We start from the raw sequence: 23,000 nt of genomic DNA, 5'->3' as shown, positions 1-23,000 counted from the left end.
CTATGATTCCTCCTGAATGGGAATGATGAAAGCAATCTCTGTTTTTTCATAAGGCTTGCTGCTAATTTGCCACGTAAAAGAATCGCCATATTTAAGCCGCAGCCGCTGCAGCACATTAATTAATCCAATACCTCCGGCATCCTGCTTGTAGGCTTGCGGTTCGGCAAATCGCAGCTTTACCTGTTCAATTTCGTTATAATCCATTCCCTTACCGTTATCGATAATCCGTATCGTGAGCGTGCGGTCCAGATGAATGTCCAGATGAACGGTCCCCGCACCCAGCCCGTTTTCAATTCCATGAATGATGCTGTTTTCAACTAAAGGCTGAAGAATCATTTTCGGGACCATCACCTTCAGCGCAGCCGGCTCGCATTCAATGCTGTAAAACAACTTGCTCTTGAAACGGCTTTCCTGAAGGGAAAGATAATGCTCAATATGCTCGATTTCCTTTTGCAAATAGACGGTTTCGGTATGGAAATCCATACTATATCTCAAAATCGCCCCGAGCTGCGATATTTTATCGCTAATTTCATCCACCCTGTGGCGGAGCGCGATCGTTCCGATAGATTGCAGCGTATTGTATAGAAAATGGGGGTTAATTTGCGCTTGCAGCATCTTGAGCTGAGCTGTGGAAATCTCGATGCGCTGCTGATACTCCCGGAAAATCATGTCTTTCAAATTACGTACCATCGTCTGAAAACGAAGTTCTAGTATACCAATCTCGTCTTCTCTTGTCTTAAACTGCTCCACGTCGAATTGACCGATTTCCACCCGGGTCATATTGCGGATAAGCCGTTTAATCGGTGCGATAGTGGAGTATGATAAGATGAACGTAAACAAAATGATAACAGCGAACGCAATAATCTGGATCGCCATAGACTGGTCCAGCGTCCGCCGAGCAGCTTGATTAATAAAATCCGAAGGAATGAATTTAATCATCGTCAGTGGAACATTGAGATATTGGTCAGCTACCGTGATGAATACGCCCTTTTTCCCATCCAATTGCCCGTACCAGTAACCTTGCCGATCCCCGGTCATTCTCAAATCGGGCTTCTCATCCTCCAGCATATTCCGAATATCCGGCAAACCGCTGGATGTATAAAGAAGCTCCTTGTTATTGTTCATGAACAAAAAAACGGTTTCATGACTCGGGTCCAACAGCTGCCTGCCAAGACGCTCAATCTCATCCAAAGAAAAATAAATCGACAGCAGCCCCAGTACGTTAGGCTTCGGATAATCGATCATCTTTTTGTTAATTGTCAAAAACCGCTCGCCGTTCACCTGCTTCATTTCATATTCGGGCACACTCGTCCAATCTTCCTTGCGTTCAGTGGGGAGCACCTGTCTCGGGACCGCACTGAATACGGAATAGTTGAATTTGGTGTATTTCTGTCCGCTCATCCCGCTGTAGAAATTGACCAGCTTAATCTCCGACCGACTTGAAAACAAATAAGAAAGCTGACGGTCGATATACGTATCCTGATCAAAGCTTGGTTTCTCCAGCCAAAGATAGCTGAGCATGTTAGGGTCATAATACCAGGACACCGACAGCTGATTGAGCTCCTGCAAATATTTTTTCATATTTTCCATGCCAATGTTCATCGTTTTCTGGTTCAGCTCGATCATGTTCTCCTGCAGCGAAGCGGAAGTAGACCGGTATGAAATCAGGTTGGAGCATATAAAAGGAATCGCCGTAGCCAGCAGCGTCCACACCAGCAATTTGACAAACAAGCTGCGCTTGTACATCCGGTTCACCTTTCCTATCCATCCGATTTTATTTAGAAGTGTTTGACCATTATAACAAATTTGGATTCTTAGAAATAAGGTAATATTTGATAGCAAAAAAGGATTATTTTAATGTGCAGCAAGAGGTTATGAAAGGTAAAGCCGCCCGCCGGTTCAAACTTATCTTAAAAAACAAAAAAACCGCCCTTAGGCGGATGTCATTATATATATTCTCTATTTGAACGCTCGCTTAAGCTCTCTTAATTCCTTCTCTTTAAAATACGACTCCACTTGCATTTTCAGCACAAATGCACGGATGGAGGTAGCTTTTTCTGATTCCATATCCACATACCTCGCGCCATAATAGTAACCTTCAAATAAAGTTTCTCGCCGTATGATTTCAGCCACAACGGGCAGCTTAAAGCCCAAATCCAATTCAACCTCAATCGCGAAAGCTCTGCTGAGGTCGAAGTCATCATCATTCAAGGCGAATCCAATCCCGCTAACGCTTATATTTTGAACGGTTAGACCTATGGTGTCCGTCAGATTTTGTTTTTCATCGGTATGGAGCCAGGTAACTGCGTGCAATGAGCCTTTTTGGTTAACCTGAACTCTCGGGCTCTCCCGCTTCTCCACGAACCGACGTTGATTTTGAGGAGGGTTAATGATGATCAGAGCTCCATTATGCTTTGCCACTATTGTAGACAAGAAGGTATAAATGCCTCCTGGTGAGTACACGGTTATTTTCACAGAATCCCCAAGGTTAAAAACCTTATATTCGGGTATTTCCACTTCGATAATATCACCTTCAGCATAAGTAAGAAGTCCGGTTGATACAAACCCATCTTTTTCAACAACGGTTCGGCTGTGAATCAATATTCCTGCAGGACTTTTATACTTCTCATCTTTGTAGTCATAATTTAGGCTCGCAGCTGCAGATCTAGTCATCTTATTCACTCCCGCCGATTATTTTATCTATGTTACAATTAGAAAAGCTTCTTATCGAAGCCCTTTCGATGAAGATCCATTCGTGTCTAAATTGCTTTTCTTGCATAAAAAAAGACTGCCTCCTCAGTGAGAGAAACAGCCTTAGCACACCGTTGTCATACAAAATAATCGGCGGCCAGGCTGTCATAGTCCTTGACATTGGACCTTAGACCCTAAGCTTTGCGTCCTTGCTTTTCAGCAAGTTTGCCTTGAACAATCTGGTTAGAAAATGCCATTCATGTTAGGTAAATTGACCTAAACATTTCATATTTTTATTATACGCTCTAGGGGCAATGAGAATCAATCATCTAATTCGTGATTTAAGTCACATTTAAATATTAATTTATAGTAAATCGCAGGAATTGTTAACTAAAAATTAAATAAATCATAGAAGGTGGTCTCATGATCGACGAAAAAACCTCTAAACACGAACATTCCGATACGAACAGCTACTCTATTGTTCTTTTTGATGGTGTGTGTCGATTTTGTAACGGTTGGGTGCAGTTTCTGATTCGCCAAGATAAAGCCGATGTGTTTCGGTTTTCACCCCTTCAATCTGATTATGCACAGTCCTTGCTCGATTCAACCCGTTCGGCTGATACTGCTCCGGATTCTGTTATTTTGGTTGAAAAAGGGGTCGTCTATACTCGTTCCTCGGCAGTTTTGCACATCTTCAAACGATTGGGCCGCTACTGGGCTCTATTCTATTTATTTATAGCTGTTCCCAGACCCCTCCGTGATGCCGTATATCGATGGATTGCGAAGCGCCGTTATAAGCTGTTCGGTAAGTATGACAGCTGTATGATGCCGACCGAGAATGTAAAACGCAAATTTATCGGATAGCAGCAAATCTGTGATGCTTTACTTCTTGGCCTATATCCACATATGGGGATATCTGTTGGTATAAACCGAGGGGCTTTGCTCATTTATCCCCAGAGCTTTATAATGAAATGTGAACAATAACTGTGTTATCCACAATGTTATCCACAGCATGTTAACAAAACGAATACTTGTTCGTTCTTCACCCCATTTTCGGAACAAAAGAGGTGTACCTTGCAAGATTATATTCCTTATATGAACGAAGCCATAGCCGAGGCACGAAAAGCGGAAGCGCTGCTGGAGGTGCCAATCGGCGCAGTAGTCGTTTGGAACAATCAAATTATTGGACGCGGCCATAATCTTCGCGAAACTACTCTGGATCCACTGGCTCACGCCGAGCTTATTGCTATTAAACAGGCTAGCGACTATTTGCAAGCTTGGCGATTGCTGGACTGCCAGCTATTTGTGACGCTGGAGCCCTGCCCTATGTGCGCGGGAGCGATAGTTCAGTCTCGCATTCCCCAAGTCATCTACGGCACGACAGATCCAAAAGCGGGTTGTGCAGGAACATTGATGAATTTGCTGCAAGAGGAGCGGTTCAATCATAGGGTGGATGTAGTAAGCGGTGTGCTTCAAGAGGAATGCAGCTCGATGCTGACGCAGTTTTTTCGCAGACTACGGGGAAAATCATAAGAAGCAGCTCCGACTAATCCCTTGCTAAATCTATAGTCTCTTCTTTGCTATTCCATTTTATATGCAGCTTAAACCCGGCTTCATCTACATACGGCGTATCCATAGTAGACTTACCGCTTATTTTCAAAGTTGCCGATGAAGCTTCGCTTTTGCCGCTATTGTTAAAATTTTTGCTATCTACAAAGGAATAGCTAGTATCTTTAACAGGTTGATTTTCTTTACCGGTATATCGTATCAAGAATGATTTTACATTAGCTGATTGGTCGACCGAACAGGTGACGCTCCAGTTCTCGCTTTTTCCATTAAACTCTATGGGGCTGGAGCATCCCGTCAACCCTAACACCATCACTATTATCATACCTACTATGAATGTTCTCATAGGCATGACCTCCTTAGTTATCGGATTATGATATCCCCGTACGATTCCATTGTTTACTTACTCAATCATCTCATTATTAGCTCCGCGCACCTCAGCCTGCACATCCTGCGGAAGAACAACAGTAACCGTCATCCACGGGTAGTAGGAATCGAAGCCCCTTCTTTGCGGCAACCGTTTAACTTGCACATACATCGTATCCCCAACGGTGCGTACAGCTACGAACTGCTCCTTCTCCATAGGTTGGATTGCCTCGCCCTGGATAGTACGGCTGCGGTAAGTACCGAACACTTGAAGTGACCGCTCCTGCGATTTATCCACCTTTACAGTTTGGTCCTGTGATTGTACGATAACCTTCTTCACCCCTTCGGCTACCGCTTCCTTCACTGTAGGCAAATCCTTCGTTTCATCAATTGCCCCTATCATCGACCTTACTTCACCCATCAGACCGACTGAAGCGAGCATTGTGAACCCAAGACAACCTATACAAAGCACGCCGACGAATAGGATGCTCATCATATCATAGGAGATGATGCTGTTTTCTTTTCTGGAAAAGGATAAATAGAGGACGATTTCCAAACCCAGCAAAACAAATACGATCGGCCACCACGTAATAAACGCATCAAAAGCCTGCTGCCCCTTCCACTGGGAAATAAACAAAACCACCCCCAGCAGCACCAGAGTTATTCCCATCGAAAGCGTACCCACGCGCCACTTCTTCATCTTTCATCCTTCTTTCTTTTACTTCCTAGCAGCAGCCGTAAACCGCCCCCTATGAGGATGACCGAAACGACGAATGTTTGGAAATATTGATGGAACAGCATCGAAATACGTTCTTTCGGAAATAATCGATCAAGCGCTGTTAGCACAACCTCATCCATTAAATAATACAAACCCAGTCCGAGAAGCACGATTCCGACCCATTTTTGATGATTAACCAGCCAATCTACAAACGGGGTGTCCTTCAGCTCTTCCTCGCGATCCTGCCTTGAAATTTGCTGCAGAGCGTCAAAGAAGCTGTAAAACCACAGAATGGGAATCAGAAATAAGAAAAAGGAAAGCCTCAGCACATCCATAATGTAGATGCAGAACAAAAAGGCGGCCATGAGCTGCAAGCCTCTTTTTTGCAAGCCAAGGTACATGTGGCCCGCTCCAGGGACAATAGATAGAAAGGTAGCTATCATCTTATTTTTTTTGCCGTCTTCGCGGGTTTCTTGAAAATCCTCAAAAATCGTTCGATCCGTCAGCAATTCCCCCCGCTGTTTACGGTTTAGCTGCTGGATGCAGTCGAACAGGCAATAAATCCAAATGATTGGCAGCGCGCCGAGAAAAACGAAAAATCCATCTTTATGCGTCAGTAAGGCGACAAAGAAAATCATCACGGCTGATCCGAAAAAAGCAATCATAAAGGTCAAGCCCCGCTGCATTAAACCCAGCTGAAAATGACCGAGCCCCGGTATAAACGACAGCAGCACGGTAAAAATCCGTTCGCTTTCATTGCTGCGATGCTGCGGTTCATAGTAAGCCGTCTCTTGCGGATGGGAAATCGGCGGCGATACGAACTCACCGGAAGGCTCGCGCCTTTTCACAAGCCCGAATACCATATCAATCAGATTGATAGCAGCGATGGCAAAAGCTACAAACAACAGGAAAATGGCAAACTCCTCTAAACGATTCATTTTACCTGATATCCCTATCAAAAACACCAGAGCTAAGGGTCCGAAAAATCCGGCTCCATACAGGAAGGCTCTTATCTTGCGGTTCAAATACAGATGGCCCAGGCCTGGAATAAAAGATAACAGAAGGGCTGTTATCGCGTTCTTGGTTTGCATTAGCGGGCTCCTCCTTTTGCTTGTTTGGGTTGAATGGAATCTAACATGACGATTGTTTTTTCCATAATTCTATAGGAAACGGATGCGTGCCCATTTACTTTGACCGTTTGTTCCGGCTCTAGATCCGGCTCCTGCTCCACAGCTTCTGCCGCAGCATCCAAGTGGCCTATTCTTTCCGTCAAGGACTGAAAAGCTCCCGAGCTCATTAAGATGAAGGTAATGGCGGCCGCGATCGCATAGTGAAACAGAGGATGCCTTGTAAATGACGGTGATCTGCGAGCTGTTCTGGATTCACTCCATTTCGAAGGGACGGAAGCAGGATCAGGAGATGCCGTTGATTCTTCCAAGATTATTCGCCCCATTACAGCTTCAGCCAATTCATCAGCAGACTGAAGTACTGGATACGAACCTGCAGACCGCTCCAAGCTTTGCATATACAAATCAAGACATGAATCACATGAGCTGAGATGCGTTTCATAAGCTAATCTATCCTCATCCGAGAGCAGCTCACCAGCATAAAGATCCCATTGCTCTAACGTATAATGTTTCATCCCCATTCTTCCTCCTTCCAATGTCTGCGAATCCATTGCTTAGCGCGGTACAGCTTCGACTCAACGGTTTTCAAAGTAACTCCTTGTTCAGCCGCTATCTCCAGATAGCTTTTTTCTTCAATATAGTAAGCAACCACAACTTCACGGTAATTAGCAGGGATGTCATCTAAATATTGCCTGAGCTGCTGCTTTCTCTGCTTATCGAGCACTTCCTCTTCCACGGTATGGACGGCATCAGCCGGAAGCAGCTCTTCAATGTCTGAAGTCAGCTGCTCCCGTTTTCGATCCAGCGCCCGTTTGTGATCTATCGCTTTGTTAACCGCGATACGGGTCATCCACGTTTTCAACCCCTGGTGCTGGTATTGGGGGAGTGACGCATAGATTTTCAGCAGCGCTTCCTGTGTTACATCCTCGGCATCTTTAGTAGATCTTAGCACCGAGTAAACGGCATGAAACAAATAAGAATTGTACTTATCCATCAGCAAGCGGAACACTTGCTTATCGCCGGCGATAATTCGTTCGATCCACTCTGATTCCTCTGTAATCGTCCTCCCCCTCCTCTCCGTAACAATAGACGAACCGCCCGCATAGAAACACTGCACTTTATGAAAAAAAAGTTTATTCGTATCACTCATTCATAACTTATAATTGAAACTATACCACTACTAGGACCGGTTCTTCGAATCACATCCTAATATACAAAAGGCGGGAAGCTGTTGATGAGCAATGAGATCAGAGTTACTCATGGGGACTTTCAGGGGTTTGTTGCACAGCATTACGATTTATGGTTCAGTGAGTCAGGAAATTCAGTTGAGCAAGATTTTTATAAGCAGCACATCATCCATAATAGAGGACCGGCCGTAGAGATTGGGTGCGGTACAGGGCGGCTGCTGAATGCTTTAATACGGGACGGCCTGGATGTCGATGGGGTTGATTACTCTGAGGATATGCTAAATATTTGTTCAAGCAAAGCTAAGCGGCTTGGTCTGCATCCTGCACTTTATCACCAAGCCATGCAGCGTCTGGAGCTGCCTCGGAAGTACAATACGATTTATATACCAGGCAATACCTTCAATCTGCTCACAGATCGCGCGGATGCGACCGCAGCCTTGAGCCGTCTGTACTTGCATTTGGCTGATGGAGGCCAACTGCTGCTCACACTAACGATTCCCAAGGCCTACATCAGGAACGAACAACCCGAAGCGTGGCGCATGCTGGCCGAGGTGAACAGAGATGATGGGGCTGTAATTAGACTTAGTGAGCGAGTTGAGCTTGATTTCTGGGAGCAGCTAAAAACCAATTTCAATAAATACGAAGTGTTTAAAGATGGAGAGCGGATCGAAACTCATGAGGATACTATTCGTCTCCGATGGTTCTATCAGAACGAATTTGAGCTGATGCTCACCGCTGCAAGCTTTAAAGAGATCCAGTTCAACTATGGAGCGGATCGCTCGTCTATGCGGATTTTTGCGAGCAAATAGCGATACGGTACGATGCGAAACCCACAACCTTATTTAAGGCCGTTCAGCGAGCCATTCTTTATCCAGTCAAGCCATCCTACGGGGTGGCTTTTGGCATGTCCAAACCTATTGCATCATCAACAATTGCGTTTGCTAAACCGCGCCCTTTTCCTTAAATATAGAATAAAATTTCTGCAACGGTAAACACTATGCTCAATACAAATATAGCAATATTATACAACTGCTTTTTGAAAGTTCGCGTCTAAGGAGATTGAACCAATGGGTAATTGGAGTGCACTCAAGAAATACTTTGTTGCGGATTTGTCAACGGACAAGCAAACTTTTTCCTTGGGGCATTGGGAGGAAAAACTCATTGATAGAACTTCGGTTGAAGGATCCGAAAGCATGCCACAGATTGATACTCTAATTGAGGACTATGGCCTTATTTCACCCCAGCTTAATACCAATATTGAGTGGTTCAAACAGCATTTTTCGTATCCTCAAAACAGCGGACTCATCATCCGTCAGTTTTTGATCGGTCACTCGTCTTTACAAGGCGCCGTAGTCTACCTTAACTCGCAAGTAGATTGGGAGCATTTGAATCGAACCGTACTTGTACCATTGATTTCGATGGACATATCGGACGATATATTGGTGGATGCCGATACGCTTATGGAGGAAATTTTAACGGAAGGACAAGTATGTGCAAATGATAAGCTCCAGAATATCGTAAACGATATTTTGATCGGTTCAGCAGCCGTATTAGTCGATGGATTAGACACTGCGGTGATGGTGGATGTTAAAGGATGGGAGAAAAGAGCCATCGAAAGTCCCAAAACCGAAACCGTAGTTCGCGGATCACAAGAAGGCTTTACGGAGGACATCCGAACGAATCTGTCTATGATTAGACGCAGGCTTATCACTCCCGATCTTATATTCGAATCGGGATATGTAGGCGTCCTGTCAAGGACGGAGATTGCTGTTGTCTATTTAAAATCGATTGCCAATACCGAGCTTGTCAGTGAGGTTCGCAAGCGCATAGCAGCCATCCAAATAGATTACATCGGCGATAGCGGAATGATCGAACAATTGATCGAGGAGCAACCCAACTCTATTTATCCAACTGTTTTGAGTACGGAACGACCCGATCGGTTTGCGGCTCAAATTGCTGAAGGTTATATCGGCATCATCGTGAACAATTCACCCTATGGACTGATCGTTCCGGCTCATTTTCCCCTCTTCCTGCAAACAGCGGAAGACGCTAATTTACGATGGCCTTACAGCACCTTTCTCCGTATTATCCGAACGTTCGGGTTCTTTTTGTCGATGTACTTGCCCGCCCTTTATGTCGGGATTGCCAATTATCATCAGGAAATGATCCCTACAACGCTAATTCTCGCCATTGCCGGTACTCGTGAGGCGGTACCCCTTCCTGTGGCGGCGGAGGCTCTAATGCTGGAGTCCATGTTTGAATTAATTCGTGAGGCCGGCATCCGGATACCGAGCGTCATCGGTCCGACTATCGGAATCGTTGGAGCGTTAATTCTTGGCCAGGCTGCCGTTCAAGCCAACATCGTAAGCCCTATCGTGGTCATTATCACGGCTACTACGGCTTTGGCTTCCTATACGATTCCTAACTACAACATGCAGTTTGCAACACGGATTCTCCGTTTTATTTACTTGATTAGCGCTTCTTTTCTCGGTCTGATCGGGATTGTCTTAATGTCGATTATATTCTTATCTCAGTGGGTCGCAAACAAATCCTTTGGTGTACCGATCTTATCTCCAATTACTCCATATCGCCAAAGCAGCGATACGATCATAAGAGGACCGATTCAAGAACAGAACTATCGCCCTCTGTCGATTCACCCCCAAAGAAAGAAGAAAATGCCAAGCGATAAAGAAAAATGACACCCCTATTCAATCAACAAGAGGAGGCGAAAAAGTGAGAACGCATCACATCGGGGTTCGCGAAGCGGCATCCATAGGAATAATTTTTATCATTACGAATATATTCCTTCCTTTGCAGCGGTTGTTGGCGGATATTGGGGGCACAGCCGCTTGGATCATTATTCTCATAGCCGGATTGCTCTGTCCGTTGATTTGGTGGGGAGTGAGTGGGGTCCTCAGAAACGGAACACAGGGCTCAACACTCATTACTGCGACTGAGGAGATATGGGGACCCTATATGGGAAGCTTGGTGAATCTGGCTTACTTCAGCCTGTTCTTCATCATCACGTTTACCGTGCTTCGCGAGTTCTCGGAGCTGTTGACATCAGATATATTGCTAAGAACCCCGTTAAAAGTTATCTTGCTTTCCCTTCTTATTACTGCCGCCATAGTGGCTTATTCAGGTATTGAAGCTATGGGACGCCTATGCTGGCTAACCATCGGTTTAATCATTGCAAGCGTGTTCATAACACTCGTCGGCGGATTAATGACCCATGCGGAGCCGGATGCGTTATCACCTTTTTGGGGCACCGGAAGAACCCAGGTTCTGACAATGGGGGTCGTGAAAAGCTCCTTATTTTCTGAGTTACTTGTACTTGGCTTCCTGGTCCCCAGAATGCGGAAAACGGAAGAGTGGGGAAAAGCCGCATGGTGGTGCATGGCAATCAGCTCCATAATCCTGTTCAGTACAACCATCGTCTATCTTTACGTAGTTCCCTACCCAACGGCCACACGCTTAAACGTTCCGATGTTTGAAATCAGCCGGATTATTATTTTTGGGCGATGGATTCAACGAGTGGAAAGCCTTTTCCTGATCGTTTGGCTTTTATGTGCCGTAATCAAGCTCTCCATAGCCATATATTGCTGTGCGTCTACTTTATCGCAAATGCTGAAGTTGCCCAGAACTCAGCCTCTGATCATTCCGCTCTCCATTATCATATACAGCTGCTCCTTATTGCCGACCAGCGAGATGGCTGCAGTCGCATGGGATCGGGATATACTGCGAACCTATGGATCGCTAATTTCCATATGCCTTCCGCTGGCGACATGGCTCGCAGCAATTTTGCGCAGAAAGTGGAGGCAACCGTGAGCCTGTTCATGCGTACTTCCCGAGCTTTATTGGTACTCCTATTGTCGCTGCCGCTGCTGACTGGATGCTGGGATCGGCTGGATCCTGAAAATATGGCTTTTATCATTGCTGTCGGGGTTGATTCAGGTCCCAAAAACGATTATATATTCACCTTCGCCATTGCCGTTCCCAAAACAAGCGGCGGCGGACAAAGCTCAAATGATAGCCAGAAAAAAATTGTTTCTGTACATTCCGAGCAGAGCTCAGATATCGCTACTGCGCTGCTTGCGAGCCAAAGCTTTGTTGCCCGCAGGTTAACCCTTATCCATTCCAAAGCGTTTATTTTGGGTGAAGGTATGGCCCGCAAGGGGGTAATGCCTGTATTGGGAGAGGTTGTACGCAATCGTGAATTTCGGCGAACTGTAAATGTTATTACGACGCGTGGGAAGGCGGAAACCTTTATCCAGCACATTCAACCAACCACGGAGAAAGATATCAACTTATGGTTTGAACTGGAATTAGACCCCCATAATGTGGGAGGCATCGTACCGATGAACTCCCGGTTTCACGACTTTATCATGGATATTGAAAACGTCGGAACCGGTGCCACAACCATCTTGGCTGCACCCAGACCTGATATAAAAAAGGGCACTGCCCAGTTGTCCAAGGAGAACGAACATTCAGACTCCAAATCCAAGCAACCGTTAGTTGGTGAACAATTTGCAGGGAGCTTACGTAGATCCGGAGAGGTTCCTGTAGAGTTTTTTGGCAGTGCTATTTATAACAACGGTACTCTGGCAGGTTTTCTTACCGGTGAGGAAACAAAGATTTTAAATGTACTTCGCGGTGAATTTTTTGGAACGACGTGGGGGTTCCGGGATCCTTCAGAAAGCAAACTGAATCTTAGCATCAACATGAGAGCTCAAAAAAAAGCTCAGATGAAAGTAACCCGAAAGAATGACAAAGTCACAGTAACCTTTAGCGTTAAAATGGAAGGAGATTTGATCGGCGTTCAAACAGTTGTGGACTATACAAAGCCGGAGAACACAAAAAAACTCGAACAATCCATACAAAATCAGCTTCATTCCGAGTCGATCAAGCTGCTCAACAAGACGCTTCATCAATGGCAAGTCGATTGTTTCAGCATCAACAACCGTCTCAAATCAACTTTTTCCACACTAAAGGAATGGTATGCTTTTAAGTGGAAAGATCGTATGAAGGATATTGATTATAACGTGGAAATCAGCTTTAAAATGCGCCGCCATGGCGATCAAGTTGGACCCGCTATCGAGGGGGATAAAATGCAATGATTCAACAAATAGCAAAGTTTGGAATATTAGCTGCCATTTCCCTTTGGTCCAGCGTTTATGTCGGAAGCCTCGCCCCGCAACTATGGCGGCAGAGAAACTATAGGGGAGCGGTCGGGATTGCAGTCCTTGCATGTCTTACCCTGATCCTGCCCACTTTATTGACCTTGTATAGTGAAGAATAATGATTATTCAGGCCCAATACCAAAGAGGCTGTCCCAAAAGGGTATCAGTGAATGAATCAGTCCCAAACTACGTACAAAGACGCCTCCAAAACCACCATGTAAGCGGAAATGGAAGCGTCTTTTTTGTAGGGAAATTCCCATCAGTGTGGGGGTTCGAAAGTCCAAAAATGAATCCGGCCGCTTTTTGGATGTTACTTAAGTGACGGGGCGAGAGCGATGTTCAAAGACTGCTTTCAATCTAGAGGGGACCTTGATTTGTCGGGGCCGCTGCGGAAGTAAAGGAAATAGATGGAAATTGTAACGCTAATCCAGCGTGGATATCGCCTGAAATCAATCTAACTGGAAAAACTAACTCTAATAGAGGTGAAATGGTGGATATCAGCCAAAATACGTAGAATTAGCAGGAGGAATTCCAGTTATAAGGCTTGGAACGCTATTTTCGGAGTAACTAACGTGACATTTTCCTGATAATTGCACGGAGTGCGCCAGACTGCCATGCAATGCCGTAACCGAACCACGAACGACTAACCCGATACCCGCGATGAATACGCGCTGGAAAGCGACCTCATCTTATTCATCACTAAGAATACACAAGAATATGCAAAAAAGCCTTCAACTATTAAAGTGGAATTGAGGGCTCTTTTGCAACCATCTATTCAGGATAAAATGGTGGAGGGGGTTGTCTCAAAATGACTTTTGGGACAGCCCCTTGAACTTTATTTAGTAAACGGCACACCCGGTACGAACCAAGGCTAGTATACTAATTCTGCGTTAGTCATATGAACAATCCGATCACATATGGCAACCGCATCTTCCTTATCATGGGTAACGAGTATCGAGGTCATGTTGGCGGTTCGCAGCAATTGGCGCAGCTCCTCTCGAATTTTCCCCTTCAGTCCGGCGTCTAAATTACTGAAAGGCTCATCCATGAGCAGTATAGCCGGTTCCGGCGCCAAAGCACGGGCAAAAGCTACACGCTGCTGCTGCCCTCCGCTAAGCTCGTGCGGATACCGTTTCCCATAGCTCTCCAGGTGTACAAGCTCTAACATCGCCTGCAGCCGCTGCTTGCGTTCGGCTCTGGATAACCGGTGTAACCCGAACATAATATTTTGCTCTACAGTTAAATGGGGAAATAGGGCGTATTCCTGAAAAACCATCCCAACGCCGCGGGCTTCAGGCTGGACGAATAACCGTTCGCTTACCATTATTTTACCATCGATCACAATGCTTCCTGAGGAGGGGACCTCCAGCCCGGATATAAGCCTAAGCAGAGTGCTTTTCCCGCAACCGCTTTGACCAAGGATACCAACCACTTCGCCTTGCTCCAAGTGCATAGAGAAATCATGAAGCACACTCTCATTGCCTTTGGCATAGTGAAAAGAGACAGCGTTCATTTCAAAAAAAGTCATTCTGAATTTCTCTCTCCTAACCAGTAATAGAAATAAACCGAGATCATACCGACGGCTATAATGAATAAGGATGGAATGGAAGCTTGGTGAATTTGTTCGTCACTAGCGTATTGGTAGGCTTTTGTGGCTAATGTGTCAAAATTAAAAGGCCGAAGAAGCAGAGTAAGTGGCAGCTCTTTGACAATTTCCATAAAAGCCAAAATACAGCCTGTGAACACAGCGCCCTTGATCAAAGGCAAATCAACCTTGAAAAAGGTTTTCGTAAACCCCAATCCCAGCAGCCGGGATGCTTCCGTATAGCGGTTTCCGATCTTATCGAACCCCGCCTCCACAGAGTTAAAACCTACGGCCAAAAACCGGATCACATATGCGAAGATGAGCATGAGTAAGGACATACTGAGCACCAGCTTGCCGGCTCCCCAACCGAGCTTCTCATAAACCCCGCCAAGCCGGTTATCCAGTGAGATGAACACAGCGAGCACCCCGATCGAGAGAACGGCACCTGGAATCGCATACCCTGAGGAAATAAGTTTAGACAATATAAGTGTAAAAGCAGAACGCTGATAGCGGCATACATTAGCCACAATAACAGCAAAAAGCATCAATACAATGATCGAAACCAGCGATATAAAGAGGGTATTGGTGAGAAGTCCCATGAATTGGGCGCTCATAACCTCCTTATACGTCCATGTCGCCCATACAATCAGCTGAACGACTGGAACTAGAAAGGACAACGAAACAATAAGACCGCTGAAGAGAACAGCGATAAGAGCAGGAATACCGCGCAGCGTCCTTCGGCTAAGAGGACGAGTCCTGCTTGTTGAAGCATGATATCGTTTCCGTTTGCGGAGAACTCTTTCGATTATGAATAAGCCGACAATAAAGCTCATAAGCAGTGCAGCCAACCGCATCGCAGATTCTACGTCATACATGCCAAACCAGGTTTGAAAAATAGCGGTAGTAAAAGACTGAATCCCGAAGTACTTGGTAACCCCAAAATCATTCAATACTTCAAAGGCGACCAGACTTACTCCCCCGATAATCGCGGCCTGAGACAGCGGCAATACGACCCTGAAAAAAATATACAGCGGATTTTTGCCTAATAATCTGGCATTTTCAATGAAAGAGGCACTTTGCCTCTCCAGGAACGTTTTCGTGATCAGATACACATAAGGAAATAAAAACAAGCTGAAAATAACAATAGCACCCTTCATCGACATGATGTCGAAATAAGCTTGATTCAGATTCCAGCCCAGAACATTGCGCATAAAAATTTGAACACTGCCTGTATAACCCAACATATTAGCATAGGTGTAAGCTGCAATGTATGGTGGAATGGCCAGCGGCAGCACAAAAGCCCATGTGAAAAATCGTCTCAGCGGGAACTCATAAGCAGCTATAAGCCAGGCAAGCGTTACACCAACCAACACGGTACAGGCTGCTGTTCCTAGCACAAGCCATAAGGATTGCAAAGCATAATCCAGCAGTAAATAGTCCTTAATATGCTGCCAATTCTCATTAGGGGAACGAAAAAGACCAGTCGCAATATATAAAGACGGAAGAAGGGCCGCGAAGGCCCCTATAATGCTTAATAAATTCCATCCGTTACTAAATCTCTTCAGATTACGCAGCCAAGCGGAAACAACCATGCCTATTTCCAGCCTGCCTTGTTAAGAAGCTCAGTCGCTTTTTTATTGTGATCTCCAAGCTTGGCAAAATCAATTTGCTGGGATTTGAATGTTCCCCAAGTTTTCAATAGCTCCGGTTTATCCGCCGCTTCATTAACCGGGAACTCAAAGCTGCCTTGCGTCAAAAGAGTTTGGCCTTCTTTGGAAGTCATAAATTCGATAAGCTTGATCGCGTTGTCTTTATTTTTGGCATTCTTGGTCAGACCTACGCCGCTAATATTAAGATGTGTGCCTGTCGTGCTTTGGTTCGGGAAAAAGACGCCGATGTTCTGGGCTACTTTCACTTCTTCCGCATCCTTGGATGCCAGCATTTGACCTACATAATAGGTGTTCATAATCGCGACATCGCCAACTTTGGCTGCAATAGCCTTGGCTTGATCACGGTCTCCGCCTTCCGGCTTACGAGCCAGATTAGCGGCAATACCTTTGGCCCATGCTTCAGCTTTTGCTTCTCCATCAAGTTCAACGAATGAAGCTACAAGTGACTGGTTATACAAGCTGGTTGAAGAGCGAGCCAACACCTTCCCTTTCCACTTATCTGTGGCCAGATCCTCATATGTAGACAATTGCTCCGGCTTAATCCGGTCCTTAGCATACACGATAACCCGAGCTCGGGTTGCTATGCCAATCCAGTTGTTATCCTTGTCGCGCCACTGCTTGGGGACGTTCTTATCAATAGCGGGAGACTGGATCGCTTGAAGTACACCGTTCTGCTTGGCGTAGTTCAGCACGCCTCCATCTACAGTAATAAACAAGTCTGCCTCTGAACTCGTACCTTCGCGCTTCAGGCGCTCAACCAGCTCTTCGGCCGTACCTTTGATTTCATTAACTTTAATCCCCGTTTGTTTCGTAAAAGCATTGAATAATACGCTATCCACCTCGTAGTGTCTCGCTGTATAAATATTAACAGCCTGATCCTTGCCTGCAGTTGGACTCGCTGCCGGAGCTTGTGAGGACTTCGCCGTATCGGCGCTCTCTGCCTTAGGCTGTGGCGTGGAAGACGCACCACCCGTTGAAGGGCTTGAACCGCATGCGGCTACGATAAGTGACAGGATGATCAGCAGCATAGTGCTGAACAAGGTTTGTTTTCTCATTTGAAATCTACATCTCCATTTCGTTAACTAATATTTGATAGTAATACTCATTCTCAATAAAATTGGCCTGAAAAGTTGACTCCCCTCTCTCCCTAAACCCCAAATCGGTTAAAATCTTTATTGATGATAATGAATATCATTACCAGTTGCTTGACTAGTTAACAGTATAACTTACAATAATGAGAATTTGATGTGAAAAAAAAATTTCTTTACCTTTTCGGTAAAGAAATACAGACCGTAGTACCTTCATGTTCTATACTTTGCAAAGTGATCGTTCCGTTATATATATCTACCAGACGTTTAGCAATCGCTAAACCTAGTCCATGCCCTGCCTGTTCTCCACTGCGGGCCTTGTCCGCGCGATAGAAACGGTCCATGATATATGGCATATCGGAACTTGCAATACCTATTCCCGAATCGATTACTTCGATAAGAGCTGCTTCTTCGTTCACGGTAGCCCGGACGCAAATGATTTTGTGCTGCTCCGAGTACTTGACTGCATTATCCAACACAATGAGCAGAATCTGCTCCAGATGCTGAGGGGATATTGCCAGGACTACGGATTTGAGTGCCTCCAACTCTGCTTGTATATCAAACGTTGGGTGGAGCACCGCCATATTTTTAATAATAGTCCGAATCGCTTGCTCCGGATCTGTCACTTCGGAGTTATACTCGGGGTCCAGCTTCTCGGCACGACTGAGCGCCAGCAGCTCCTGCACAAGCATTTTCAGACGCGCAACCTCTTGGATCGAAGCATTCAACGATTCTTCCAATATCGCAGGATCATGTTTTCCCCACCGCTGTAGCAATGACAGATGTCCTTCCACAATAGCTACCGGTGTTCTCAGCTCATGAGAAGCATCTTCTACAAACTGCCTTTGCTGCTGAAAGGAGCGCTCCACCTGATCCATCATCGTATTAAACATGACCATCAAGGTAGCGATCTCATCCTTATTATTGTTCAACTGCATACGCTCGTGCAGACCTTTTTGCTTAATGTTTCGGATCGTTTCGGCCATCCCTTGCAATGGCTTGAGCAGTTGTCCCGCCAATAGCCGTCCACCAAGGCCGCTGATCACCACAGCTCCTAGACCACATAGGACCATCACGTAGAAGAGGGCGTCCGTTAGCTTTTCGAAGTTCACAATGTTTTTTATGATTTCTACAGTCCCATTGAATTTGAAAATCGTAAGCGGGCTTCTCATAATAACTAAACGATCGTTCGTATGTTTTATCCCGACCAATTCCTTTGAGCTTACAGCTTTAGCCTCCACCCACTGCTCCGGAATATCATCGGATACCGTAAGAATAGGCTCCCCCTTCTCATTTAGAACACGAATAAGCTGATCGGGACGGTTCATTCTTTCGAGAAAATTACGCGCTTGCACGAACTCGCCTTCCTTGAAGGATACCTCATTCTCCAAAAAGTAATTCAATATCTCCCTCATATCCTGCTGCGTGTTCGCTTCTTCCTGCTTAATCATCCATCTTTCAACAAAAGCATATTGCACTATATTGTAAACCGCGAATAGCAAAACGAGCAGCAGTGTAGACCATATTGTCAGTTTCCATTTTATAGGGATTTGGGCGAATCGTAAGGGTAACCGCTTCATCGTCTCATCACATAGCCAATGCCGCGTACGGTCTGTATGCAGCTATCCTCCGCGGGGTTATCCATTTTATTGCGCAAATAACGCACGTACACATCCACCACATTCGTTTCCACCCCAGCTTCAAACCCCCATACCATATCCAGCAAAGTTTCCCGGTCCAGTACCCGATTCGTATTCCTCATGAAGGCTTGAAGCAGGTCGTATTCTCTCTTGGTCAGATCGATGGTTTTGCCGCCCTTGGTAACATTCCTCGAATCCAGATTCATTACGATGTCCTGAAAAGTAAGAAGCTGCATCGCCGCGTCCGAAATATCTTCCCGTCTTCGGAATACTACCCTTATGCGTGCCAGCAGCTCCTCGATCGCAAAAGGCTTCGCTATGTAGTCGTCAGCACCACTATCCAATCCAGATATCCGATCCTTAAGGCTGTCTCTGGCTGTTAGCATAATAATCGGTGTTCTCTTCACCTCGCGTATACGACAGCACACTTCAATTCCATCCATACCAGGAAGCATAAGGTCTAATAAGATAACACCCCAGTCCTGCTGCAAAGCCAGCTCCAATCCCCGCTTTCCGTCATGAGCAACCATCACCTTGAACGATTCATGCCGAAGCTCCAATTCGATCAAGCGCGATAAATTTCGCTCGTCTTCTATGAGCAATATAGTTTTCATCAGCTCCCCCTTTTATTTGAGAATTATTATCAGCTGAGGTAATTATAAAAGAAAACGGAGAGTTCCACAATCAGGATGAATAGCAAGCTGTATGATGAGTCGGGCAAAGAACGGCAGCATAGCTGCATAAAATTTTTCAAAAAAAGAAAGGTTTGCCTTTTAGCTTCGTCATACTTAAGTGTAAGTACAAAAAAGCTCCATGCTTGGCTCAGCATTCTTTTTGGATAGGAGGGCAAAATGCTGGAAGACCAGGAATTTATAGATTACATACTTAACGGAGACAAGCAGGCTTTTTCCTTAATTATTAACAAATACAAGGGACGGGTATTTTCCCTACTCCTAAAAATGCTCGGTCCATCGCCTGACATACAGGATATCGCCCAAGAGATTTTTATTAAAGCCTACAACCATCTACAGGAATATAAGCCTGAGCACAGCTTTTCTGCCTGGTTATACCGTATCACCGCGAATCGGTCTATCGACGAGCTTCGTAAACGCAAGCGTACTCCCAGCTTAATCGATCTCGATTTCGAAATCGCCCATAGCAATACGCTGGAAAGCAATTATCTGGGAAAAGAACGTAAGGCTTCTCTACAAAAGTTGATCGAGGAGCTGGACCCAGATCAACGTGTTGTGTTTATGCTGCGGCATCAGCAGTTACTGAGCTATGAGGAAATCGGTGAGCAGTTATCGCTCCCGGTAAGTACCGTGCAAATGCGTCTTCATCACGCATGATTGAAATTGTGCAAAAGCATGAACGCATCAAAAGAAAAGGGGGATTTCTTGTATGAAATGTATGGAAACTAACCCTTTGAACGCATATATGGAAGGCCAGCTTTCCCAATCTGAAAGTATTCGGTTTGAAAAACATCTGGAAAGCTGCAAGGATTGCCAGCTGCAATTGGAGCATTGGATAAATAAGCATGAAGATTTTGAGGATTCATGGGAGGAAGAAGTATCGGATGAAGCGTTCATGCAAAACATTTTGGATCAGCTCACTCCATACACACCATCGGAAGATACGAATCCCGCTGAAGTTGTGATAGACTCCCCTAAACTAATCAATTGGAAACAAAGGAGCCTTGATATTATGAAAAAAATTACGATAGCTGCGGTCGGATTGGCAGTAGTCATATCGTTAGGAACCTATGTACCTCCGACTTTTGCAAACTACGCAAAAAGTTTTTCAATAGCACAGAACAAGTTGATCCAGGGATGAAGAATATTTATAACGAAGGTTTTGTAAAACCGATGGGTCTGAAAGTGACGGATCAGGGAATTACCGTAGAGGTAAAAGGGCGGACACGATGCGGATTTCCATCATCAGCGAAGCCACGGATCAAGACGGCAACTCTATAGACTTAAACCAGTCGAGGGAATTGAAATTTATTATTAAGGACGTAATGGGGAATCCATTGATTCACCGAAAGATGCGAGGATGGAGAGCCAGTAAGAAAGGTGAGCAACTCACGGTGGAGCAAGCATTGACGGATCTTATCACTGGAGGGAAGCAGTTGCCGGATGAATTGACCGTTAAGCTTATAATACGAAAAATAAGATCAATTATGGGTTGAGCTCACTAGGAAACGACGAATCGGGTTACAGGTGGTGGCATGCGTTTGCGCCGCTGACCGATAAGCCGGGGCGGCTTATGTTCAAGCTTCATGCCATATATTCGAAAGAACTCGCCAATTTCAACGTCAAGCTGATCCCTGACGGCATGAATAAAGAGCAGTTGACGCGGAAAATAACGGCAGTAAGTTCACGTTTAGTAAATTTTCTTTAAGAAATCGACGGGTAGCTCATCATGGGCAAAGCGGAATCATTCAAGAGAAGCTTGCGAAGGATTTATGTCCTCTTGCCCTTGCCGCTTTCAAACCAGCTTGTGGACGATCAATAATGATGTTACGTTCCAAACTCCGCGAATACTGCCAACACCCCAAATAGAGCCTCCCGTGCGGCTGTAGTAGGTACTATGCTGTCATTGACGCTTCTATTAAGCCTGCGACTTGTTCCCATTCCATGGTACAAAGTCGTATGTTTTATCCCAACCAAAATAAAGTTGATCCACATATTTCCCTTCATATTTCAATATAAAGAGTAGGCTAAGTTCAAGAAAATGTAACCCTAACCTTAGAACATAGAAGCTAAAATCACTTTGTAATGAATTGAATTTCCTCTTTTTTTTGGGGTGAACAATATTATTTCTATAATCGGTGAGTAAATGTGCAGATTCACTATAATTTAGTCTTTTAATATCATCTAAATAAGGAAAGTCTATTGGGATTGAACTTTCCTCACAAAATTGCTTGAAAAATAAACGAAAAATATCAGATGCTCTCATATCCTTGTATTCATGTTCTTTTAGAATTTTTCTATCTTCTACAAGATATGACCAAGCCAATGTTTCTAATGCAACTTGACTCGAAACTATTTTATGTTCGATAATTCCATCTGATTGACACTCAAGATACCAACTTAATGTATGAGTCAGAACATTGCTCCAATATTCATCCTGCAATTTACTGTATATCTGTGGAAGTATTCTTTGAAGTGATTGCCCGTCATTGATAGGGAACCATGTTTTTCTATACTTCCATTCATCGATTATTGGGGTTTCGTATCTCTTCCAGACTATTTTGTTATCAAAATAGCCCTCCAATAAGCAAATTCCCACATGCCTACCCGATGCAAATGAGAGTGTCCAATATAAAGCCTTTTCCAAACTTGCTATATCTTTAGTATCAAACATTTCTCCATCTAGTCTTTTTATCTGACAGAGATGTGTTATTGCATAGCCACCAGTATTTTTGAGTTTTTCATTAATTTTTTTTTCACTATAGTCAGGTCTTTTATCAATGATAATGTCCCACTCATTTATATTAATTTTATTCCTGCTTCTTATGCCACTTTGCTTGTATTTAACAATATCTCCGTAAGTGTTTAAAAAGTTAACAATTCCACAATTTATATAAGAAACCTTAGTAGACTGCTGTTCTATAATATTAAATACATTACCCGCAATACTACCAGTAATAATTGAAAATTCACTTATAAATACTTCGTCCTCAATATGGTTAGGGATTTTCAACTTAATCTTGTTCTTTTCTGAGTTGTTAAATAATTTGTGAAAATTTGCATCTTTTTTAAGAATAGGTTCTCCAAAAAACTTAATATTTGGATTGGGGAGCCATTCCAATGATAGTTCACCAATAAAGTTAAAATATTCTGCATCATTCACATTTAAGGTAAACTCTCCTTGATAGATAGGGATAGTCTCATTGATGTTAAATTTAAGGTAATCAGATTCTAATACCTTTGGAAATTTTTCAAAATCTAACATTGAATTACTCCCCTTTACTTTGAGCATCTGAAATTTCAAAAATAAACTCATTCCTTTGGTTTAACAATATAGTACCCTATTTGGAATTAGCGTCTTTGACTTATCGCTTCAAAAGACAGTCGAGTTTCTGGATCTAAGTGTACTGCTCATTTCCGTAACAACAATCGTATTGTATCTTTAAACCATCCCCATCCCATTCAACAAAACAAAATGCCACCTTGAAAG

Annotated in this window: 23 protein-coding genes and 1 riboswitch; of the genes, 10 read left to right on the top strand and 13 right to left on the bottom strand. The window is 44.4% G+C overall.

All coding sequences use genetic code 11. From position 1 onward, the window contains the following. Together ACFQ0C_RS28035 and ACFQ0C_RS28030 are read right to left on the bottom strand one after the other, a co-directional pair. Nucleotides 1–1,746 carry a sensor histidine kinase gene (locus ACFQ0C_RS28035; protein WP_379371605.1) on the bottom strand — a complete coding sequence of 582 codons (1,746 nt, stop codon included), beginning with the start codon at nt 1,744–1,746 and terminating at the stop codon, nt 1–3. 213 nt (nt 1,747–1,959) lie between these two features. After that, nucleotides 1,960–2,673 (bottom strand): PilZ domain-containing protein, encoded by a 714-nt coding sequence (locus tag ACFQ0C_RS28030; RefSeq protein WP_379371603.1) that lies wholly within the window; start codon nt 2,671–2,673, stop codon nt 1,960–1,962. Nucleotides 2,674–2,840: 167 nt separating this feature from the next. Further along, a riboswitch (cyclic di-GMP riboswitch) is annotated at nt 2,841–2,931 on the bottom strand. A gap of 183 nt (nt 2,932–3,114) precedes the next feature. Between ACFQ0C_RS28030 and ACFQ0C_RS28025 the strand changes: the two genes are divergently transcribed. Together ACFQ0C_RS28025 and tadA are read left to right on the top strand one after the other, a co-directional pair. Further along, on the top strand, nt 3,115–3,555 hold the full coding sequence (locus ACFQ0C_RS28025; protein WP_379371601.1) for a thiol-disulfide oxidoreductase DCC family protein: 441 nt from the start codon (nt 3,115–3,117) through the stop codon (nt 3,553–3,555). A 231-nt stretch (nt 3,556–3,786) separates the two neighbouring features. Then, a complete protein-coding gene (tadA, locus tag ACFQ0C_RS28020) occupies nt 3,787–4,224 on the top strand; it encodes a tRNA adenosine(34) deaminase TadA (protein ID WP_258214052.1) in 438 nt (145 codons plus the stop codon). 13 nt (nt 4,225–4,237) lie between these two features. Here tadA and ACFQ0C_RS28015 read toward each other — a convergent pair whose 3' ends face one another. Genes ACFQ0C_RS28015 through ACFQ0C_RS27995 form a run of 5 tightly spaced genes read right to left on the bottom strand, consistent with a single transcriptional unit; the run spans nt 4,238 to nt 7,618 of the window. Then, nucleotides 4,238–4,603 (bottom strand): hypothetical protein, encoded by a 366-nt coding sequence (locus tag ACFQ0C_RS28015; RefSeq protein ID WP_379371599.1) that lies wholly within the window; start codon nt 4,601–4,603, stop codon nt 4,238–4,240. A gap of 57 nt (nt 4,604–4,660) precedes the next feature. Next, on the bottom strand, nt 4,661–5,323 hold the full coding sequence (locus ACFQ0C_RS28010; protein WP_379371597.1) for a LiaF transmembrane domain-containing protein: 663 nt from the start codon (nt 5,321–5,323) through the stop codon (nt 4,661–4,663). Continuing rightward, nucleotides 5,320–6,432: a hypothetical protein gene (locus ACFQ0C_RS28005; protein ID WP_379371595.1), complete on the bottom strand. Its 1,113-nt coding sequence runs from the start codon at nt 6,430–6,432 to the stop codon at nt 5,320–5,322. The genes ACFQ0C_RS28010 and ACFQ0C_RS28005 overlap by 4 nt, the downstream gene beginning before the upstream one ends. Further along, nucleotides 6,432–6,983, bottom strand: coding sequence for a hypothetical protein (locus ACFQ0C_RS28000; RefSeq protein WP_379371593.1), 552 nt, complete (start codon nt 6,981–6,983; stop codon nt 6,432–6,434). The genes ACFQ0C_RS28005 and ACFQ0C_RS28000 overlap by 1 nt, the downstream gene beginning before the upstream one ends. Next, the gene (locus ACFQ0C_RS27995; protein ID WP_379371591.1) at nt 6,980–7,618 is read right to left on the bottom strand and encodes an RNA polymerase sigma factor; all 639 of its coding nucleotides are present in this window, start codon (nt 7,616–7,618) and stop codon (nt 6,980–6,982) included. The genes ACFQ0C_RS28000 and ACFQ0C_RS27995 overlap by 4 nt, the downstream gene beginning before the upstream one ends. Before the next feature lie 84 nt (nt 7,619–7,702). On the opposite strand from ACFQ0C_RS27995, the gene ACFQ0C_RS27990 reads away from it, so the two are divergent. From ACFQ0C_RS27990 to ACFQ0C_RS27975, 4 genes are all read left to right on the top strand, one after another. Further along, nucleotides 7,703–8,464, top strand: a complete 762-nt coding sequence (locus ACFQ0C_RS27990; RefSeq protein WP_379371589.1) for a class I SAM-dependent DNA methyltransferase — start codon at nt 7,703–7,705, stop codon at nt 8,462–8,464. A 258-nt stretch (nt 8,465–8,722) separates the two neighbouring features. Beyond that, the gene (locus tag ACFQ0C_RS27985; RefSeq protein ID WP_379371587.1) at nt 8,723–10,354 is read left to right on the top strand and encodes a spore germination protein; all 1,632 of its coding nucleotides are present in this window, start codon (nt 8,723–8,725) and stop codon (nt 10,352–10,354) included. A gap of 34 nt (nt 10,355–10,388) precedes the next feature. Beyond that, entirely contained in the window at nt 10,389–11,483 is a 1,095-nt protein-coding gene (locus ACFQ0C_RS27980) for a GerAB/ArcD/ProY family transporter (RefSeq protein WP_379371585.1), read from the top strand. Further along, nucleotides 11,480–12,772 carry a Ger(x)C family spore germination protein gene (locus ACFQ0C_RS27975; protein ID WP_379371583.1) on the top strand — a complete coding sequence of 431 codons (1,293 nt, stop codon included), beginning with the start codon at nt 11,480–11,482 and terminating at the stop codon, nt 12,770–12,772. Before ACFQ0C_RS27980 ends, ACFQ0C_RS27975 begins: the two co-directional genes overlap by 4 nt. A 934-nt stretch (nt 12,773–13,706) precedes the next feature. Here ACFQ0C_RS27975 and ACFQ0C_RS27970 read toward each other — a convergent pair. From ACFQ0C_RS27970 to ACFQ0C_RS27950, 5 genes are all read right to left on the bottom strand, one after another. Then, a complete protein-coding gene (locus ACFQ0C_RS27970; RefSeq protein ID WP_379371581.1) occupies nt 13,707–14,363 on the bottom strand; it encodes an ABC transporter ATP-binding protein in 657 nt (218 codons plus the stop codon). Beyond that, complete coding sequence (locus ACFQ0C_RS27965) at nt 14,360–16,012, bottom strand: ABC transporter permease (RefSeq protein ID WP_379371579.1); 1,653 nt, start codon at nt 16,010–16,012, stop codon at nt 14,360–14,362. The genes ACFQ0C_RS27970 and ACFQ0C_RS27965 overlap by 4 nt, the downstream gene beginning before the upstream one ends. A 2-nt stretch (nt 16,013–16,014) precedes the next feature. Continuing rightward, nucleotides 16,015–17,145, bottom strand: coding sequence for a Fe(3+) ABC transporter substrate-binding protein (locus ACFQ0C_RS27960; RefSeq protein WP_379371577.1), 1,131 nt, complete (start codon nt 17,143–17,145; stop codon nt 16,015–16,017). A gap of 209 nt (nt 17,146–17,354) precedes the next feature. Continuing rightward, nucleotides 17,355–18,758 (bottom strand): HAMP domain-containing sensor histidine kinase, encoded by a 1,404-nt coding sequence (locus ACFQ0C_RS27955; protein WP_379371575.1) that lies wholly within the window; start codon nt 18,756–18,758, stop codon nt 17,355–17,357. Continuing rightward, a complete protein-coding gene (locus tag ACFQ0C_RS27950) occupies nt 18,755–19,432 on the bottom strand; it encodes a response regulator transcription factor (RefSeq protein ID WP_379371573.1) in 678 nt (225 codons plus the stop codon). The genes ACFQ0C_RS27955 and ACFQ0C_RS27950 overlap by 4 nt, the downstream gene beginning before the upstream one ends. A gap of 237 nt (nt 19,433–19,669) precedes the next feature. On the opposite strand from ACFQ0C_RS27950, the gene ACFQ0C_RS27945 reads away from it, so the two are divergent. The 4 genes from ACFQ0C_RS27945 (at nt 19,670) to ACFQ0C_RS27930 (ending at nt 21,218) form a co-directional block, all read left to right on the top strand. Next, a complete protein-coding gene (locus tag ACFQ0C_RS27945) occupies nt 19,670–20,167 on the top strand; it encodes an RNA polymerase sigma factor (protein WP_379371571.1) in 498 nt (165 codons plus the stop codon). A gap of 52 nt (nt 20,168–20,219) precedes the next feature. Next, entirely contained in the window at nt 20,220–20,651 is a 432-nt protein-coding gene (locus ACFQ0C_RS27940) for an anti-sigma factor family protein (RefSeq protein WP_379371569.1), read from the top strand. An 88-nt stretch (nt 20,652–20,739) separates the two neighbouring features. Then, nucleotides 20,740–21,006 carry a hypothetical protein gene (locus ACFQ0C_RS27935; RefSeq protein WP_379371567.1) on the top strand — a complete coding sequence of 89 codons (267 nt, stop codon included), beginning with the start codon at nt 20,740–20,742 and terminating at the stop codon, nt 21,004–21,006. After that, nucleotides 21,003–21,218 (top strand): hypothetical protein, encoded by a 216-nt coding sequence (locus tag ACFQ0C_RS27930; RefSeq protein ID WP_379371565.1) that lies wholly within the window; start codon nt 21,003–21,005, stop codon nt 21,216–21,218. The genes ACFQ0C_RS27935 and ACFQ0C_RS27930 overlap by 4 nt, the downstream gene beginning before the upstream one ends. Before the next feature lie 210 nt (nt 21,219–21,428). Here the strand turns inward: ACFQ0C_RS27930 and ACFQ0C_RS27925 are convergent, their stop codons facing one another. Beyond that, nucleotides 21,429–22,775, bottom strand: coding sequence for a YopA family protein (locus tag ACFQ0C_RS27925; RefSeq protein ID WP_379371563.1), 1,347 nt, complete (start codon nt 22,773–22,775; stop codon nt 21,429–21,431). Between the last annotated feature and the right edge of the window lie 225 nt (nt 22,776–23,000).

Origin of the sequence: Paenibacillus sp. GCM10027630 (genome assembly GCF_042676305.1) — a bacterium.
Classification (GTDB): Bacteria; Bacillota; Bacilli; order Paenibacillales; family NBRC-103111; genus Paenibacillus_S.
The sequence above is the reverse complement of the archived record's forward strand: the minus strand, read 5'-3'. Positions and strand labels throughout refer to the sequence as shown.

Excerpts from the sequence above, each read along its gene's own strand:
- ACFQ0C_RS27955 (WP_379371575.1), bottom strand. The coding sequence starts at position 18,758 with ATGAAGCGGTTACCCTTACGATTCGCCCAAATCCCTATAAAATGGAAA.
- ACFQ0C_RS28015 (WP_379371599.1), bottom strand. The coding sequence starts at position 4,603 with ATGAGAACATTCATAGTAGGTATGATAATAGTGATGGTGTTAGGGTTG.
- ACFQ0C_RS27990 (WP_379371589.1), top strand. The coding sequence starts at position 7,703 with ATGAGCAATGAGATCAGAGTTACTCATGGGGACTTTCAGGGGTTTGTT.
- ACFQ0C_RS27995 (WP_379371591.1), bottom strand. The coding sequence starts at position 7,618 with ATGAGTGATACGAATAAACTTTTTTTTCATAAAGTGCAGTGTTTCTAT.
- ACFQ0C_RS28005 (WP_379371595.1), bottom strand. The coding sequence starts at position 6,432 with ATGCAAACCAAGAACGCGATAACAGCCCTTCTGTTATCTTTTATTCCA.
- tadA (WP_258214052.1), top strand. The coding sequence starts at position 3,787 with ATGAACGAAGCCATAGCCGAGGCACGAAAAGCGGAAGCGCTGCTGGAG.
- ACFQ0C_RS27985 (WP_379371587.1), top strand. The coding sequence starts at position 8,723 with ATGGGTAATTGGAGTGCACTCAAGAAATACTTTGTTGCGGATTTGTCA.
- ACFQ0C_RS27945 (WP_379371571.1), top strand. The coding sequence starts at position 19,670 with ATGCTGGAAGACCAGGAATTTATAGATTACATACTTAACGGAGACAAG.
- ACFQ0C_RS27970 (WP_379371581.1), bottom strand. The coding sequence starts at position 14,363 with ATGACTTTTTTTGAAATGAACGCTGTCTCTTTTCACTATGCCAAAGGC.
- ACFQ0C_RS27960 (WP_379371577.1), bottom strand. The coding sequence starts at position 17,145 with ATGAGAAAACAAACCTTGTTCAGCACTATGCTGCTGATCATCCTGTCA.
- ACFQ0C_RS27965 (WP_379371579.1), bottom strand. The coding sequence starts at position 16,012 with ATGGTTGTTTCCGCTTGGCTGCGTAATCTGAAGAGATTTAGTAACGGA.
- ACFQ0C_RS28030 (WP_379371603.1), bottom strand. The coding sequence starts at position 2,673 with ATGACTAGATCTGCAGCTGCGAGCCTAAATTATGACTACAAAGATGAG.
- ACFQ0C_RS27925 (WP_379371563.1), bottom strand. The coding sequence starts at position 22,775 with ATGTTAGATTTTGAAAAATTTCCAAAGGTATTAGAATCTGATTACCTT.
- ACFQ0C_RS28025 (WP_379371601.1), top strand. The coding sequence starts at position 3,115 with ATGATCGACGAAAAAACCTCTAAACACGAACATTCCGATACGAACAGC.
- ACFQ0C_RS27940 (WP_379371569.1), top strand. The coding sequence starts at position 20,220 with ATGAAATGTATGGAAACTAACCCTTTGAACGCATATATGGAAGGCCAG.
- ACFQ0C_RS28000 (WP_379371593.1), bottom strand. The coding sequence starts at position 6,983 with ATGAAACATTATACGTTAGAGCAATGGGATCTTTATGCTGGTGAGCTG.
- ACFQ0C_RS27950 (WP_379371573.1), bottom strand. The coding sequence starts at position 19,432 with ATGAAAACTATATTGCTCATAGAAGACGAGCGAAATTTATCGCGCTTG.
- ACFQ0C_RS28010 (WP_379371597.1), bottom strand. The coding sequence starts at position 5,323 with ATGAAGAAGTGGCGCGTGGGTACGCTTTCGATGGGAATAACTCTGGTG.
- ACFQ0C_RS27935 (WP_379371567.1), top strand. The coding sequence starts at position 20,740 with ATGCGGATTTCCATCATCAGCGAAGCCACGGATCAAGACGGCAACTCT.
- ACFQ0C_RS28035 (WP_379371605.1), bottom strand. The coding sequence starts at position 1,746 with ATGTACAAGCGCAGCTTGTTTGTCAAATTGCTGGTGTGGACGCTGCTG.